The sequence below is a fragment of the Roseibium sp. R5 genome (genome assembly GCF_055755305.1).
The window spans coordinates 3,525,269-3,541,105 of the sequence record NZ_CM146910.1 but is presented as its reverse complement, the minus strand read 5'-3'; the positions used below and the strand labels follow the sequence as shown (position 1 = coordinate 3,541,105).

Genomic DNA, 15,837 nt, shown 5'->3' with positions numbered 1-15,837 from the left:
TATTGGTGCGCCCTGGTCTATTGCCTGCGGACGAAGCAGTCGCCGCCAGCGCCTTGCAGTTGTTCACACAACCGGATGGCTTCGTCACGCGAACCCGTCGGGATCCGGGCCCGGTAAAAGACCCCCCGATCGCCGAGGTCCGCCGCCACAATCACGGCGTTCACGTTGCCGATAATCGACGGGTAGCGACGTTGTAGCGACGAATAGGCATCGCTCGCAGCCGAAGCTGAGCGCTGAGACGTCACCTGAACGATATACGTTCCGGCCGGTATAGAACCGGTGCCAGCAGCCGCTGCGGCCGGTGCTGTAGCCGTAGCGGACGCCGGAGCCGACGCCGGTTGAGACAAGTTCAGTGGACCATTGTTTTGCGTTGCCGGCGCAGTGTTTGTTGCAGCTGCGGGTGCCTGCGCAACTTGCACAGGGGCAGCGGGTTTCTTACGCGGCAGGACGGTCAGAACAGGTCCGGCAGGCTCTTCAACCGGCGCAGCAGGTTCTGCTGCAGCAACGATTGCAGGCGTTGTCGGTGCCGGTGTAGCGGGTTGAGGCGTTCCGGCAGCCGGTTCAGCCGGTGTCGGAGCCGCTGCCGGTTCCGGCGAAGGTGTTGCCGTAATCGGCTGAGTTGCAACAACACGGGGCTCAGCCGGCGCAGGGGCTGCCGGTTGCGCGGTGCCAGTCGCTGCTGGGGCCGCATCCTCGCCCGACACTATGGTTCCGTCCGGACGAACTACAACTGTCCGGACCCGCTTGGTTGCCCCTGGAACGAGTTCCGCACCGGATTGAACACCGGCAGGTGCTGGCGGCAAAGAGGCAGGTTCAGGTGTTTCCGGACGCGCGAGCTGTGTCGGCGCATTTTCGTTGCGGCCATCAACGCGATCGTAAATCAGCTTGGCAGACTGATTGTTGCCGGCAGACGGATCCTGCTCTTCCGGGAAAATTTTGAGTGGCTCTTGCAGGCCGCTAATCACAGGCGGCGGGCCATCCGGGACTGCGATTGTGTCGGTATCCAGGAAGAAGAACCCAACAGCGCCAAGTGCAGCAACGCCCAAGACACCAGCAGCAACAAAGATGCCACGACGCGAACGTTCTTCTGCGTGTGGAACCGCAGCTTGCTCTGCGCGCGAGTGCGGCGGCAAAACCCCACTGCCCTTCAAGGTTGGGTCACTCTCCTGCATCGCCCGTGCGACGGCATCGAGATCATAACCTTCTGGCGGCGGCGGTGTGTCATCATCGCCAAGGTCGCGAACAGCGTCTGCCGCTGCCGGCCAGACCATATCGTCGATATCATCAGCTGTTTGCCGACCCGGAGCCTCGGCAGAATAAGCTGCCGCAGTGGCCTTCGTTTCTGCCGAAGCCTGTGCCGCGGCAGGCTCAGATGAATTCTCTGCCGCGCTTTGTTGACGAGCCCGGTCGTCCCGCTCCGGAAAATCAAGATCTGCCAGAAGCGTATCGATCCCGGCGATTGATTTCTGACTGTCCTCGGAGGTCTGAGGCGCACTTTCAGAAGCCTCACCCTGTGGCGTGGTTAGCGCAGCAAACAGATCATCTTCGTTGATTGCCGGTCGTTGCGATGCCAGAGCGGACGGCGAAGACACTTCAGGCTGAATTTCCTGCGCCGGACGATCAAAAACCTGCGTAGATGGTGGAGTTTCCGAACCGAATGCCGAACGCGGGCCGCCGCCACGGCTTACGGTATCCTCCGGAGTTGCTGGGTCCGGATAGTTTTCGGAGCGCGCCGGAGCCGGAGTTTGAATGTAACTTGCCGTGTGCGCTTGATACCCACCAGAATAGTAGCTCGAGTCCGCAGTCGGTTGCTGGGTTTGCGGTGTTGCCTGCGGTTCCGGCGAAACTGGTGCGGGCGCAGTGCGTTGATCGAATGCCTGGTCTTCAGGCGGATCGATGGTCTGACGGAGGGCGCCCTTCAGCTCATCTTCAAGTTCAGCGGTCAGATTCTGTTCAAGATCATTCGCAACCGAGGCTGCCAAGCCTGTTCCAAAATCACGTCCAAAATCGACAGCAGGTCCGCGCGGTTGAGGCGGAGACGATGGTTGGAAGGCTGGTTGCGCTGGCTCTGAGACTGACGGTGTAGGCGCAGATGGTGCCGGTCGGTTCATCGCGCTTGCAGCTGTGGCTTCAATCGTGTCCAGCTGCGGCACCTGTGGCCAGCCAGGCACATCATTTCTTGGCTCGGACTGGGCTTGATAGCCAGCCGCATAACTTTCTGGAGACTGCACCACACCCGGAGTGACAATAGAACCGGGGTCGGGGGCCTGCTGCGGAGCATTGAAGCGCGGCGGCTCGCTGGAAAGTGGGGCGTCGGAGCGCGGAATTTCTGGTGATTGCCCGGCGCCGAATACGGGTTCCTGGCGCGGTGGATTGGGATCCACAGCGGGTTTCGGCTCACTCGCGAAATCATCCAAGTCCGCGAAATAATCAGTGCTTCCAACCCGGCCGCTGCTCACCGGCGCCCCCAATTGCTTGTTATTATGGACAATGCGCGCCAATTCGATCAGCGGATCTTCACCAGACGGCCGGTTTCCCCCGGACGGTGCCGGGGTCTCTGCCGTATCTGGCCGCTTTTTGTCGTATTCGTCTGACATGAGCGCTCTAAAGAACCGGTTTCGTTACGCTACGTTTTATCAATATACCCTGATCACTTCTCACAAGGCATATCAGCGCATTTCCTCAGGAGCTTGTACACCGAGAATCGCCAAGCCTGACGAAAGTACCAAGGATACTGCACGAACCAAAGCAACACGCGCTACGGTTAATTTCGTGTTACTAGAATCAATAAAACGTAAATGAGGCAATTCCTTGCCTCTATTCCAGTGACCGTGCAGTGAACTTGCAAGTTCATGCAGGTAAAACGCGATTCTATGCGGCTCATGAGTGTCGGCAGCTGCCTCGACAACTTTTGGCCACTCAGCCATTTTACCGATTAATTCGAGCTCACCGAGGTCATCAAGCAGGGAATAGTCGGCACTCGCGAGTACAGAATCACTCAAGTCTTGCCCGGACAGTTCTTCTGCGGCCTGCCGCAAGACAGAACAGCAGCGCGCATGGCCATACTGAACGTAAAAGACCGGATTATCCTTGGACTGCTCCGTAACCTTTTTGAAGTCAAAATCGAGTGGCGCATCGTTCTTCCGGAACAACATCATGAACCGGACAGGATCCGATCCAACTTCATCGACCACTTCGCGCAGGGTAATGAAATCACCGGACCGTTTTGACATCTTCACCGGCGCCCCGTCCCGCATCAGCTTCACAAGCTGGCAGAAACGGACGATGACTTCGGTATCGCCGCCGGAAACAGCCTTGCCGACCGCCTGCAAACGTTTGGCGTAGCCGCCGTGGTCCGCACCAAGAACGTAGATCGCTTCCTTGAAACCGCGCTGGAACTTATCCTCGAAATACGCAACGTCAGCCGCAAAATATGTGTAGGACCCATCTGACTTTTTCAGCGCCCGATCGGTATCGTCCCCAAAATCGCTTGCTCGGAAAAGTGTCTGTTCGCGGTCTTCCCAGTCGTCCGGGACCTGGCCCTTGGGCGGCGGGAGCGTGCCTTCATACACAAGTCCTTTGGTCCGCAGTCCATCGAGCATGTGATCAATCTTTGACCCATTGCTGCCACTACGTTCATGCAGAGATCGTTCGGAGAAAAAGACCTCGTGCTCAACACCGAGCGCGGCTAGATCCGAGCGGATCAAATCCAGCATCGCAGCAATCGCACGTTCCTTGACCTTCGGGAGCCAGTCGGCTTCGTCCTGATCGCGCAAATCACTGCCGAATTCGTCCTTCAGCGCCACGCCAACCGGGATGAGGTAATCTCCGGGATAAAGACCTGCCGGGATCTCGCCGATATCTTCGCCGAGTGCCTCGCGGTAGCGAAGAAAAGCACTGCGGGCGAGCGTGTCGATCTGAGATCCGGCATCGTTGATGTAGTATTCTTTGACCACTTCATTGCCGGCAAAGGCCAGCAAATTGGCAAGCGCATCGCCAACCACGGCACCGCGAATATGTCCGACATGCATCGGCCCGGTCGGGTTCGCGGAGACATATTCGACATTCACCTTGGAAGGATCAGCAGACTTCGTGCCGCCATAACCAAGGCCTTCCGCAAGAATGCTCCCAAGTATCTTCTGCCAGACACTCTGGTCGACCCGCAGATTGATAAATCCAGGACCTGCAACCGTGGTTTCGGTAATTTCCGGGTCTTTTGAGAGTTCGGCAACCAAACGCTCCGCCAGATCACGCGGTTTCATGCCAAGCGGCTTAGCAAGAACCATTGCCGCGTTGGTTGCAAAGTCCCCATGAGCAGGATCCCGAGGTGCCTCGACGACAACGCGGGACAGATCTGGCGCATTGCCATCCGGTCCTTTTAACTCAAGCGCTTCGAGGCATTTTTTCACGCGTTGCGTGAACACGGCAAAGATGTTCATTCAGGCACCGGTCAGGGTTGAAACTTCAAACACAACGGCCCCGCACGCGCCAGCGAGAAGCCCTCTGGCGCGGCGGGGATCCGATTTTGACCCTGCGCCTACCCCAAATCCGGTGTGTCGTCAAACAGTCTGCGGTGTTCTTCGATCGCATAACGATCAGTCATGCCAGCGATATAATCACATACGCGCCGGGCTCTGCTGGTCTCGTCAAGGCTCTCCAAGCCCTTGTCCCAAGGAGCCGGCATCAGGTCCGGCTCGGCAAGAAGACGAGCAAATAGATCCCTGACGACTCGGGCAACAAGACGGCGGACCGACAAAACATCCTCATGGCGGTAGACCCGTGCGAACAAGAACCGTTTCACTTCCTTTTCGGCCGCTGTCATGGCTGGCGAAAACCCGACCAGACACTTTCCAGCCGAACGCACATCCTCAACGCTTTGCGGATCTAACTCGCTGATATTGCGCACGCCCTCCTGAATAACGTCTTCCACCATCCGGGTAATGCTGCGGCGGACGATCTCATGGATCCGCCGCGTTTCTTCAAGGCCTGGATACTTGTGGTCCACTTCCGCGAGAATATCTGCCAGAAACGGAACTTCCCGCATGTCGTCGATCGCGAACAGGCCAGCCCGAAGTCCATCGTCAAGATCATGCGCGTCGTAAGCGATATCATCTGCAATCGCAGCAGCTTGTGCCTCAGCACTCGGCCAGGTTCCAAGCATCAGATCCTGCTGTTTCTGATACTCCCGGATCGCAAAGGGCAATTCGCCATCCTTGAACTTACCCAGCGGCGCACCTGTTTCATCCACCAAGGGACCGTTGTGTTTGACGAGGCCTTCCAGAGTTTCCCACGCAAGGTTCAACCCATCGAACTCCGCATAGCGGTGCTCTAGATGCGTTACGACACGCAAGGACTGGGCGTTGTGGTCAAATCCACCAAAAGGCGCCATGCATTCATGCATGACATCCTCGCCCTCATGGCCGAAAGGTGTGTGTCCAAGGTCATGTGCAAGTGCAAGACACTCTGCGAGATCCTCATCCAGCCGCAGCGCTCGGGCGAGCGACCGGGCGATCTGGGAGACCTCAATCGTGTGCGTCAAACGCGTGCGGAAGTGATCTCCCTCGTGATACACAAAGACCTGTGTCTTGTGCTTGAGTCGCCGAAAGGCCGAGGAATGGATGATCCGGTCCCGATCGCGCTGGAAAGGTGTCCGGGTCGGGCTTTCAGGCTCCGGAAAGTGGCGCCCCCTGCTCTTGAACGGGTTTTGAGCATAAACTGCAAGGGATTGCGCCCCGTACCCGATGTCTGCCTGGATTTTCTTCCAATTGTCGTTCACTGCCCGTCCCCTTGAATAACGCACCGGTACTGGCCCAGTTATTGACGCTTGTGCTTCGAGATCTTAACTATCGGGTTAAGTCAATTTTGTCGCGCTAACATTGGCGCAGACACAGCGAGTCAGTAGAAGATGACCGAAACGCTTGAAAATCGAGTAACAGTCAGTGATCGCGCTGCCAAGCGCATTGCGAAGATTTTGTCGGGAGAGGCTGCCGGCAGCATGCTGCGCGTTAGCGTGGAGGGCGGCGGATGCTCGGGCCTGCAATACAAATACGATGTGGTCGGCGCACAAGAAGATGATGATCTGGTAATCGAGAAATTCGGCGCGACGGTGCTGATCGATTCCATCTCCTTACAATACATGGGCGGATCCGAGATCGACTTCGTGGACGATCTGATCGGTCAGGCCTTCCAGATCAACAATCCGCATGCAGTTGCCGGTTGCGGCTGCGGCACGAGCTTCACGATCTAAAAGCCTGCCTGAACAAAGCTGTTTGCTCAGAGACCGAACCGGTCAGATGTTAATGGCTGGGCATATGTTCAGAACGTGGGCGACAAACGATCTCCTTCGCATATGATGCGGCGCAGAGAGCGGCGGAGACTTGTGATGAAAATTGCCACCTGGAACATCAACGGCGTCAAGGCACGGTTAGAAACAGTGCAGGAATGGCTGAAAGAAGCCTCGCCCGATGTTGCTTGTTTGCAGGAGATCAAGTCGGTCGACGAAAACTTTCCGCGCCAGCCGATTGAAGATCTCGGCTATAATGTCGAAACTCATGGGCAAAAAGGCTTCAACGGCGTTGCCATCCTCTCAAAAACGCCTCTGGAAGACGTTGAACGGCGGCTTCCAGGAAACGACGACGACGAACAGGCACGCTATATCGAAGCAACAGTGACCAACGGAGACGGCGTTGTCCGCTTCGGTTGCCTCTACCTGCCCAACGGCAACCCGCTTGGGACCGAAAAATTTCCCTACAAACTCGGCTGGATGGACCGGTTGCTGATCCATGCAGAAAAGCGGCTTGCTGAAGAAGTGCCCTTCATTCTCCTGGGCGACTACAATGTCATCCCGGATCCGATCGATGCGAAAAATCCGGAAAACTGGACGGACGATGCTCTGTTCCAACCCGAAAGCCGGCAGAAATTCCACGCCCTTACGCATCTTGGCATGACCGAAGCCATCCGGGCTTGCACCGAAGCTCCGGAAACGTTCACCTTTTGGGACTATCAGGCCGGAGCCTGGCAGAAAAACAACGGCATCCGCATTGATCACATTTTGATGTCGCCGCAGGCGAACGACAAAATGCTCGGCTGCGGGATCGACAAACATGTTCGCGGCTGGGAAAAGCCGTCCGACCATGTTCCCGTGTGGGTTAAACTCGCCGCCTGAATGCCGATGCCCCGGTGCCTTTATATCCACTGCATTGAAGAAACTGGCTGGTCTATGCCGTTTGCGATCCTTCGCCGGCATGCTATATTTTCATTAATGGGATAAAAGACCAAGGCCACTGGCCCGCACCGGCGAAAAGCGGGTTTTTCTCCTGGCGCAGTTTCAAGCTGCGCTCCCCAAACCTCTTTGCCGCGTTGACTGTGGCGCTCTTGTCGAGCGGTTCTCAATACGTTTCAAATGAAGCTCAAGCGCAAGAGACGGCAAAACCGAATGTGCCTTGCACGTGCCGCTATCAGGGTGAGGACTACAGCATCGGCGACTCCATCTGCTTGTCCAGCGGCTCCAGCCCCAAAATGGCGACATGTTCGATGGTTCTGAACAATACGTCCTGGAAGATGAGCAACGCCCCCTGCCCGCAAGCCCTGGAGATTCCGGAGGTATCGCCCATTCAACAGGCGTCACCGGACGATTTGGCGGATACACCGATCCTTTGATTAACAGCGATTGGGCACCGCCTGCAGAAAGCGTGCGTTATTGTCTTACAACGTCGTTGCTGTGTGTCGGGAGGGCTTCACGCGGTCAAAGCCGCGTTGCGCAAATTACTGCGTTGGAACCTGCTGAGCCGTCAGCATATCCGGACGGTTGTTTTCGATCCATGTATCAGCCAGGGACCGTGCTTCTGCACGAACCGGTTCCGGCGCGACGGCAAAATACTGCTCATGCAGGTTGTTGATCCAGGTTGTGTCCTGGCCGGTTGCTTGTTTACGGGCAACAGTCAACCACATCAAACCACGAGCTTTTTTCTTGTCTGAAGATCCAAGAGAGTAAAGTGTTTCGCCGAGTTTGGCCTGAGCACCGACATGGCCTTTGAGCGCAGCAAGATTATACCAGCGCACCGCCATCCGGCTGTTGGTCTCCCGGTACATTTCCCCAAGATGAAACTGGGCGGCTGCATCCCCGTAATAAGATGCCGCGTGGGTAAAGATCCTGCGGGCTTGTCCTTCATCTTTGATGACGGCGCCATCGATGCCGCTCAGATAATAAGAGCCAAGTGCTACGAAGGCGCTGGAGACAAAAGGTGCATCCGGGGAATCCGGGCTGTCATTGCCGTGATCCCGGACAATCTGGCTATAATATTGAAAGGCCTTGTAGTCATCTTCCTGCACACCGTCGCCCTTGGCGTACATGTCACCAAGCTTCCAGGCAGCCATGGTCTGCCCGTTTTCTGCGGCATATTTCAAAGACGAGATCGCTGCTGTTTTATCACCAGAGTAATACTGGCGGGCACCAGTGCGCAGAGCTTCATTGGGCGACATGGTTGACGGATTGATCGGTCCGGGCGCAGCCGGCTGGCCGTCAAACGCCTCTGACGGCACTGTTGCCATCATCAAGGCGAGCACGCCGACAACGGCCCCGCTGACGCTTAAGTGCTGACGATGTGTCTTCTTGCTGTACATCCCGTTCACACTATTCTCCCGCGAACGATATCCATCGTCACGGGCACATATCCCATTCATCTGTTACACCAAGCTGATGCTTGAATGTTTGACACCTCACCATGCGTCTTGAAACGATTGCGTGATGTCCCAAATGTGAGCGATCAATCTGGCCTTAGTTGGGCTGCGCGCCCTGCCCCAGCAAAACCGCCGTAACGCATTGAACCATCGCGCAACCTGGCATCTGTTTTTGTGCCGAGCGCTACGTGTTGATCCACTCGTGTACCGCAATCATGGCCGAACATGGGCATCAAGCGGCTCCATGAAGGCACCGCAATACTTTGCCGCCAAGTGTTGCTGAATAGGCACAATTTGCCGCCCCTCCTCAGACCCAATCGAAACACACGCAGGTTGACGATCGGTTTCCATATCTTCAAAAGGCCTCGAGTGATGCCAATTAGCGTCAACGCTGGGGAAAACGGGCGCTTTTGGCCAATTTCCTTGGCTGTTCTATGTTTGTACTTCAAACTGAACTATGATTCGGTGTAGGACCGGCGTGATCAGATGCGCGGTCAGCGCAGTTTAATAAAACCAGGTACCCATCAGGCGATACGCAATGAGCGGAAAAGACGATCTTTTTGCAGGCAATGCAGCTGTTTCCAATCCGGTTGGATCGGAACCGGCACCAGCACCCAAGCCTGCGCCAACGCCTGTTGCGGATCTCTCTGAGGCACGAAAGAAGTCACAAGCTGCTGCCGAAAACAGCGATTATTCAGCTGCCGATATTGAAGTCTTGGAAGGACTGGAGCCTGTTCGCAGGCGTCCGGGTATGTACATCGGCGGCACGGACGAAAAGGCCCTCCACCACCTTTTTGCCGAAGTCATCGACAACTCCATGGACGAAGCCGTTGCGGGACACGCAACCTGGATTGATGTCTCCCTTGGTGCGGATGGCTACCTGAACATTACGGACAACGGCCGCGGCATCCCGGTCGATCCGCATCCGAAGTTCAAGGACAAGTCGGCTCTGGAAGTCATCATGACGACCCTGCATGCCGGCGGTAAATTCGACAGCAAAGTCTATGAAACGTCCGGTGGTTTGCACGGCGTTGGCGTGTCCGTCGTTAATGCCCTGTCGGACGAACTGGTTGTCGAAGTGGCCCGAAGCCGTAAGCTCTATCGTCAAATCTTTCGTCGCGGTCACCCGCAAGGACCGCTGGAGCATATTGGCGATACTCAAAACCGCCGCGGAACGATGGTCCGATTCAAGCCGGACGAGACGATTTTCGGAAAGGGTGCGAAATTCCAGCCGGCGCGCTTGCTCAAGATGGCGCGCTCGAAAGCCTATCTCTTTGGCGGCGTCGAAATCCGCTGGCACTGCGCTCCAGAATTGATTTCAGAGAAGGACGAAACCCCGGCAGAGGCCGCCTTCCACTTCCCCGGCGGCCTGCGGGACTTTCTGGAAGAACGGCTCGGCAAGGAACGGCGGGTGGTCGAGGAAGTCTTTTCGGGCCGGACCGACAAGACCGGCAAACATGGATCGGTCGAATGGGCCGTCAGCTGGTTTGCAGGCGACGGGTTCATCAATTCCTACTGTAACACCGTCCCAACCCCGGAGGGCGGCACGCACGAGGCCGGTTTCCGCTATGCGCTCCTGCGGGGCCTGAAAGCCTACGGTGAACTGGTCAACAACAAGAAGGCCTCGATCATTACCGGTGATGACGTCATGACATCTGCCGGCGGGATGCTCTCGGTCTTCATCCGGGAACCCGAATTTGTTGGCCAGACCAAAGACAAACTGGCTACCAACGAAGCAACACGCGTTGCCGAGACGGCGGTTCGCGATGCCTTTGATCACTGGCTGACCGCCTCGCCCAATCAAGCCAACAAGCTCTTGGAATGGGTGATCGACCGTGCCGAAGAACGCCTTCGGCGCCGCCAGGAAAAAGACGTGGCCCGCAAGACGGCCGTGCGCAAGCTTCGTCTCCCTGGAAAGCTCGCGGATTGCTCGACCAGCCAGTCGGAGGGAACGGAACTCTTTATCGTTGAGGGCGACTCGGCGGGCGGATCTGCAAAACAAGCTCGAAACCGCGCCAACCAGGCCGTTTTGCCGCTGCGCGGCAAGATCCTCAACGTCGCCAATGCTGGCCGCGACAAGCTGGTCGCCAATCAGCAGCTTGCGGACCTCATTCAAGCGCTCGGCTGCGGGACCCGCTCCAGCTACGCCGAAAAGGATCTGCGCTACGAGAAAATCGTCATCATGACCGATGCGGACGTGGACGGCGCGCATATCGCTTCTCTGTTGATCACGTTCTTCTATCGTGAAATGCCGGAACTGATCCGCGGTGGTCATCTCTATCTTGCGGTGCCACCACTCTATCGCTTGAGCCAAGGCGGAAAGACCCTCTACGCACGCGACGACATGCACAAGGACGAACTTTTGGCCAGCGCCTTTAAGGGCAAATCGAAGGTTGAAATCGGCCGCTTCAAGGGTCTTGGCGAGATGCTGCCCGCTCAGCTGAAGGAAACCACTATGGATCCATCCAAGCGGTCCCTTCTAAAAGTCAGCGTGGACGAGTTTGCCATTGCGGATACCAATGACACAGTTGAACGGCTCATGGGCAACAAACCCGAAGCCCGTTTCCGGTTCATCCAGGACAATGCTGAATTTGCCGACGACCTTGATATCTAAGGCTCAGGCGGGCAGACCCCAATTGATTCAAAGTGTTATGGGAAGATAGGCATTCAAGTCGCATTTAACTTAAATGCCAACGAAATCATGCGATGTAGAAGTTTTATGCGTATGATCACTCATACACCTAGTTTTATTGCGCATGATTTCGGACCAACCATTAACTGAGTTGGCAAAACGACAAGAGAAATACTGAACATTTCTGATATTTAACCTCACCAATGCATTGACTCACCAGCGAACAAATGTAGGGTGTGGCCAAATCGGCGAAGGGCAGTTCAGGACGAGCTGCTGCCATTAAATCACAACATTCGGGCAAAGCGCTCCATGTCATTTAATACTCTCGGTCTGAGCGAGAAGGTCCTCGCTGCAGTTGATGCGGCAGGTTATAAAGATCCAACAGCCATTCAGGCAGGTGCCATACCTCAAGTCCTGGAACGGCGCGATGTCCTCGGCATTGCACAGACCGGGACCGGCAAGACCGCCAGCTTCACCTTGCCGATGCTGACTCTTCTTGAAAAAGGACGTGCCCGCGCCCGTATGCCGCGCACACTGATCCTGGAGCCGACCCGGGAACTGGCCGCTCAGGTCCAGGAAAACTTCGAGAAATACGGCACGAACCACAAGCTGAACGTTGCCCTTTTGATCGGCGGCGTTTCCTTTGCCGAGCAGGACAAGAAACTCGATCGCGGCACCGACGTGCTGATCGCAACGCCTGGCCGCCTGCTGGATCATTTCGAGCGCGGCAAGCTGTTGCTGCAGGGCGTCGAAATCCTGGTGATCGATGAAGCTGACCGGATGCTCGACATGGGCTTCATTCCGGACATTGAGCGGATCTGCAAGCTGATCCCGTTCACGCGGCAGACCTTGTTCTTCTCAGCAACGATGCCACCGGAAATTCAGCGCCTGACCGAAACATTTTTGCAGAACCCAGCAAGGATCGAAGTGGCTCCGACCTCTTCAACGTCCGAAAATGTAACGCAGCAGCTGAAAGCTGCTGGCGGCAAGGATTACGACAAACGCGCTGCCTTGCGCGAACTTCTGGAAGGTGCTGAAGACCTTCAGAACGCGATTGTCTTCTGCAACCGCAAGCGCGATATCTCAACGCTGTTCCGGTCGCTCGAACGCCACGAGTACAACGTTGGTGCTCTGCATGGCGACATGGACCAGCGCACCCGCATGATGATGCTGGAAAACTTCCGGAAAGGCGCGATCAAACTTCTCGTTGCCAGTGATGTGGCAGCTCGCGGGCTGGACATCCCGGAAGTGAGCCACGTCTTCAACTACGATGTTCCTATCAATGCGGAAGACTACGTTCACCGGATCGGCCGCACGGGACGTGCTGGCCGCAGCGGAACAGCGTATACGCTCGTAACGGAAAGCGATCAGAAGTATTTGCGCGCGATCGAAGAGCTGACAAACCAGTCGATCGAATGGATCGGCGAATCGATCGACTTTGAGGCTGCCGCAGCGGAACGCAAAGCCAAGCGCCGCTCGCCTAAATCGGCCAAGGCAGATTCAAGCAACGACAACGACGCAAGTCAGAGCAAACCAGCGCCGAAAAAGCGTGGCCAGTCACGCCGAAAAAGTGAAGAGCCGGCCGCTGAAACGCAGGTTGAAGAAACACGCTCAAGCAACAGGGTTCAAAAGATTTCTCAGAGATCAGGCAGCAAGCCGCAAAAGCAAGATAACAACGCACCAGCTTTCAGCGAAGGCGTTCATATTCCGGCGTTTCTGCTTCGCGAGCCACGAGCCAAAAAAGCGTCGTAATCCCCAACTAGCGGGAACTCGACCAAAATATTTAACTCGTCCTTAAACGTTACGTCAGATTTTGGATGTTAAGAATTCGGGCCGTTTGGGGTGGCCACCGAAGAAGACTTGACTGAGAGAAAACTGATGTCGGATAAGGACGATCATATCAGGACCATCGGATACGGTGAGTCCGCGATCGGGTACATAAGGAAAAACACCTTACCCGCTTATCCGCGCTCTTATGAACTCTGGTACACCTATTCTGCTGGATACAACCAGGGCCTCAACCGCGCTATCAACGAAGCTGTAAAAGAAAACGGCCGAATCAGCACCGATGAGATGCTGTCCCTCTATGGTCGTTTCTTATCCCCGACACGGCTGGGTGACCGCCTCGATGATGTCGGTTCAAAAGTTTCCCGCGAAGTCGAAGAGATTGTCGAAACACTGAAGCTAAGCGCTGATGCGACATCCGACTACGGTGCCGCTCTCGAGCAGGCCGGCCTCAAGATCTCTGGGATCACCGATCCGGATAAACTGAAGCTTTATGTAACGCATCTGGTCAAATCCACCCAAAATGCGGTTGCATCCAACAGGAAACTTGAAAGCCAGCTGTTGGAATCAAAAAAGCACATTGAGAACTTGCAGTCCTCGCTTGAAGCGATCCGCTATGAGTCTCTGATTGATGAGCTGACAACCCTTAACAATCGCAAGCACTTCGACAATTCGCTCGAGAAGGTAATCCGGAACTCCATAGAGAGTGGCCGTGGGTTTGCGTTGTTGATGACGGACATCGATCATTTCAAGAAGTTCAACGATACGTATGGTCACCAGACGGGCGATCAGGTATTGCGCCTCGTCGCCTTGTCCGTGAAACAAAACATTTCAAGCCAAGACGTTGCGTGCAGATATGGCGGCGAGGAGTTCGCGATCATCCTGCCCCATGCCGGAATGGACGAAGCTGTTGAAGTGGCAGAAAAGATCCGTGCTGCTGTTATGGCCAAGGAACTTGTAAAGCGCTCGACGGGTGAAAATCTTGGACGCATCACGATTTCCGCCGGTATTGCAGCCTACAAGCCGGACGATAACGAGCACACCATTGTCTCGCGCGCCGATGAAGCAATGTATGCGGCCAAGAACGCTGGCCGTAACCTTGTGAAAACCGAAAACGATCTCGAAATAAAAGAAAATCAGGAAAACGTCGCCTAACAACCGACGACGACCTCCTGAAACTATTTCCCGGACCTAGTCCGCAGCGTCCAATCCCATTTGCCAGAAATCCGCTTCCAATCGGCTTGCCTTTTCGAACAATGCCAAAAGCCGCGGATAGCGTGCTTCGGTCAGATAGACGTCCCCTGTCTCGTCGATCCAGTTGGCAAAACCCTTGGCCAGATCCTGATAGGCATCACTGCCATATTCCTGGATCCAGCGGCTGTAAGGATTGCCCTCGGTGGCCGCACCCGCATTCATCAGCGCTGACCCGATTTCGGCGTAGCCGATCACACATGGAGCAAGTGCTGCTTGCAGGTCCAGGAGATCACCGGACATGCCTGCATCCAGAACAAAGCGCGTGTAAGCCATTGTAGGTGTATCTTCCGGGGCACTTTCAATGTTTTCGCGTGTCATGCCCCAGGAGCCGCAAAGCTCCAGATGTAGGTCCAGCTCGACATCCAGAATGGCCTTAACGCCCTCAAGTGACTGACGCATGTCCCCAACAGTCGGGCTTTTATAAATGCTGAGCGCATAGGCCCGCGCAAACTGGATCAGAAACAGATAGTCCTGAACCAGGTAATGCTTGAAAGCGCTGAGCGGGAGATCCCCTTTGCCGAGCTGGCGAACGAACTCGTGGTCAACATAAGACGCCCACTGCGGGGCCGCACCGGCCTTCAGCCGCTCAAACAACTTCACGCTATCACCTGAAATATTGGAGTATGGTCAATCAGTTCCGCGCATGTGCGCTGAGGTCCGCTGCCTGAAGAGACACAGATTCGCCACAGCCACAGGCAGACACTTCGTTCGGGTTCTTGAAAATGAAGCCGGACCGGAACTTGGTCACTTCAAAGTCCATTTCTGTTCCGAGCAGGAAAAGCACGGCGGACGGATCGACAAAGATCTTTGCACCCTTGTCTTCGATCACATCATCGCCGGGACTCGCCTCTTCGACGAGATCCATGGCGTATTCCATACCTGCGCAGCCGCCTTTTTTGATCCCGACGCGCAGACCCAATGCCGGCTTGTCCGCGTTATCTACAAGTTCGCAGACCCGTTCTGCGGCAGCATCGGTCAATGTCATGACCTGAAATTTTGAGGCAGAAGCCATCACGTCCTCTCAAGCAGTCTCAGGAGTTTAACCTGATATAGGAACTCAGCTTAAGGATACAAAGGGAAGAACTCAATACCAGTTGAGCGCGACCTTGGCCTCATCGGACATGCGGTCCGGCGTCCAGGGCGGATCAAAGACCATGTCGACGGTCACGGGGCCAACACCGGCAACAGAGGCAACAGCGTTCTCCACCCAACCCGGCATTTCACCGGCAACGGGACACCCCGGCGCCGTGAGGGTCATATCGATGTTGATCGAGCGGTCATCTTCGATATCGACCTTGTAGATCAGGCCGAGCTCATAAATGTCGCACGGAATTTCCGGATCGTAGACGGTTTTCAGAGCACCGATGATGTCTGTCGTCAGTCGGTCAAGTTCGGCCGGAGAGATCGCGCTTTGAGCGCTGACCTCAGCCTGGAGTTCTTCACCAGCTGCGTTCGTGTCGATCGTGGTCGCGTTATCCATGTCCAAC

The 15,837-nt window shown here is 55.8% G+C and carries 12 protein-coding genes and 1 pseudogene; 5 read left to right on the top strand and 8 right to left on the bottom strand.

The features are described 5' to 3' along the window. Window positions 1–17: 17 nt before the first annotated feature. The 3 genes from AC0J4F_RS16645 to AC0J4F_RS16635 form a co-directional block, all read right to left on the bottom strand. Window positions 18–2,597 (bottom strand): SPOR domain-containing protein, encoded by a 2,580-nt coding sequence (locus AC0J4F_RS16645; RefSeq protein WP_473024069.1) that lies wholly within the window; start codon window positions 2,595–2,597, stop codon window positions 18–20. A 72-nt stretch (window positions 2,598–2,669) separates the two neighbouring features. Then, window positions 2,670–4,439: an arginine--tRNA ligase gene (argS, locus tag AC0J4F_RS16640; protein WP_473024068.1), complete on the bottom strand. Its 1,770-nt coding sequence runs from the start codon at window positions 4,437–4,439 to the stop codon at window positions 2,670–2,672. 98 nt (window positions 4,440–4,537) lie between these two features. After that, window positions 4,538–5,776, bottom strand: a complete 1,239-nt coding sequence (locus AC0J4F_RS16635) for a deoxyguanosinetriphosphate triphosphohydrolase (protein WP_473024067.1) — start codon at window positions 5,774–5,776, stop codon at window positions 4,538–4,540. Between the two features lie 129 nt (window positions 5,777–5,905). Between AC0J4F_RS16635 and AC0J4F_RS16630 the strand changes: the two genes are divergently transcribed. Together AC0J4F_RS16630 and xth are read left to right on the top strand one after the other, a co-directional pair. Next, window positions 5,906–6,247, top strand: coding sequence for a HesB/IscA family protein (locus tag AC0J4F_RS16630; RefSeq protein WP_428525357.1), 342 nt, complete (start codon window positions 5,906–5,908; stop codon window positions 6,245–6,247). Between the two features lie 135 nt (window positions 6,248–6,382). Next, the gene (gene xth, locus AC0J4F_RS16625; protein WP_473024066.1) at window positions 6,383–7,165 is read left to right on the top strand and encodes an exodeoxyribonuclease III; all 783 of its coding nucleotides are present in this window, start codon (window positions 6,383–6,385) and stop codon (window positions 7,163–7,165) included. Between the two features lie 304 nt (window positions 7,166–7,469). Here xth and AC0J4F_RS16620 read toward each other — a convergent pair whose 3' ends face one another. After that, window positions 7,470–7,613 carry a hypothetical protein gene (locus AC0J4F_RS16620; protein WP_166672641.1) on the bottom strand — a complete coding sequence of 48 codons (144 nt, stop codon included), beginning with the start codon at window positions 7,611–7,613 and terminating at the stop codon, window positions 7,470–7,472. 151 nt (window positions 7,614–7,764) lie between these two features. After that, window positions 7,765–8,622 carry a tetratricopeptide repeat protein gene (locus tag AC0J4F_RS16615; protein ID WP_473026442.1) on the bottom strand — a complete coding sequence of 286 codons (858 nt, stop codon included), beginning with the start codon at window positions 8,620–8,622 and terminating at the stop codon, window positions 7,765–7,767. A gap of 595 nt (window positions 8,623–9,217) precedes the next feature. Between AC0J4F_RS16615 and parE the strand changes: the two genes are divergently transcribed. The 3 genes and pseudogenes from parE to AC0J4F_RS16600 all read left to right on the top strand — a co-directional run bounded on the left by parE (window position 9,218) and on the right by AC0J4F_RS16600 (window position 14,251). Further along, window positions 9,218–11,293: a DNA topoisomerase IV subunit B gene (gene parE, locus AC0J4F_RS16610; protein ID WP_473024065.1), complete on the top strand. Its 2,076-nt coding sequence runs from the start codon at window positions 9,218–9,220 to the stop codon at window positions 11,291–11,293. A gap of 327 nt (window positions 11,294–11,620) precedes the next feature. Further along, window positions 11,621–12,707 (top strand): annotated as a pseudogene (locus AC0J4F_RS16605) (DEAD/DEAH box helicase); the annotation flags it as partial. A gap of 482 nt (window positions 12,708–13,189) precedes the next feature. Further along, window positions 13,190–14,251 (top strand): GGDEF domain-containing protein, encoded by a 1,062-nt coding sequence (locus AC0J4F_RS16600; protein ID WP_133947205.1) that lies wholly within the window; start codon window positions 13,190–13,192, stop codon window positions 14,249–14,251. A gap of 36 nt (window positions 14,252–14,287) precedes the next feature. On the opposite strand, the gene tenA is transcribed toward AC0J4F_RS16600, so the two are convergent. The 3 genes from tenA to AC0J4F_RS16585 form a co-directional block, all read right to left on the bottom strand. Beyond that, on the bottom strand, window positions 14,288–14,950 hold the full coding sequence (gene tenA / locus AC0J4F_RS16595) for a thiaminase II (protein ID WP_133947203.1): 663 nt from the start codon (window positions 14,948–14,950) through the stop codon (window positions 14,288–14,290). 31 nt (window positions 14,951–14,981) lie between these two features. Further along, window positions 14,982–15,362 (bottom strand): Fe-S cluster assembly scaffold SufA, encoded by a 381-nt coding sequence (gene sufA, locus AC0J4F_RS16590; RefSeq protein ID WP_133947201.1) that lies wholly within the window; start codon window positions 15,360–15,362, stop codon window positions 14,982–14,984. A 72-nt stretch (window positions 15,363–15,434) separates the two neighbouring features. Then, the gene (locus AC0J4F_RS16585) at window positions 15,435–15,830 is read right to left on the bottom strand and encodes an SUF system Fe-S cluster assembly protein (RefSeq protein ID WP_055670174.1); all 396 of its coding nucleotides are present in this window, start codon (window positions 15,828–15,830) and stop codon (window positions 15,435–15,437) included. Between the last annotated feature and the right edge of the window lie 7 nt (window positions 15,831–15,837).

What these genes read in the sequence shown, in the direction of transcription:
- AC0J4F_RS16600 (WP_133947205.1), top strand. Translation starts at nt 13,190, where the DNA reads ATGTCGGATAAGGACGATCATATCAGGACCATCGGATACGGTGAGTCC.
- sufA (WP_133947201.1), bottom strand. Translation starts at nt 15,362, where the DNA reads ATGGCTTCTGCCTCAAAATTTCAGGTCATGACATTGACCGATGCTGCC.
- parE (WP_473024065.1), top strand. Translation starts at nt 9,218, where the DNA reads ATGAGCGGAAAAGACGATCTTTTTGCAGGCAATGCAGCTGTTTCCAAT.
- AC0J4F_RS16615 (WP_473026442.1), bottom strand. Translation starts at nt 8,622, where the DNA reads ATGTACAGCAAGAAGACACATCGTCAGCACTTAAGCGTCAGCGGGGCC.
- AC0J4F_RS16620 (WP_166672641.1), bottom strand. Translation starts at nt 7,613, where the DNA reads ATGGGCGATACCTCCGGAATCTCCAGGGCTTGCGGGCAGGGGGCGTTG.
- xth (WP_473024066.1), top strand. Translation starts at nt 6,383, where the DNA reads ATGAAAATTGCCACCTGGAACATCAACGGCGTCAAGGCACGGTTAGAA.
- AC0J4F_RS16630 (WP_428525357.1), top strand. Translation starts at nt 5,906, where the DNA reads ATGACCGAAACGCTTGAAAATCGAGTAACAGTCAGTGATCGCGCTGCC.
- argS (WP_473024068.1), bottom strand. Translation starts at nt 4,439, where the DNA reads ATGAACATCTTTGCCGTGTTCACGCAACGCGTGAAAAAATGCCTCGAA.
- AC0J4F_RS16645 (WP_473024069.1), bottom strand. Translation starts at nt 2,597, where the DNA reads ATGTCAGACGAATACGACAAAAAGCGGCCAGATACGGCAGAGACCCCG.
- AC0J4F_RS16585 (WP_055670174.1), bottom strand. Translation starts at nt 15,830, where the DNA reads ATGGATAACGCGACCACGATCGACACGAACGCAGCTGGTGAAGAACTC.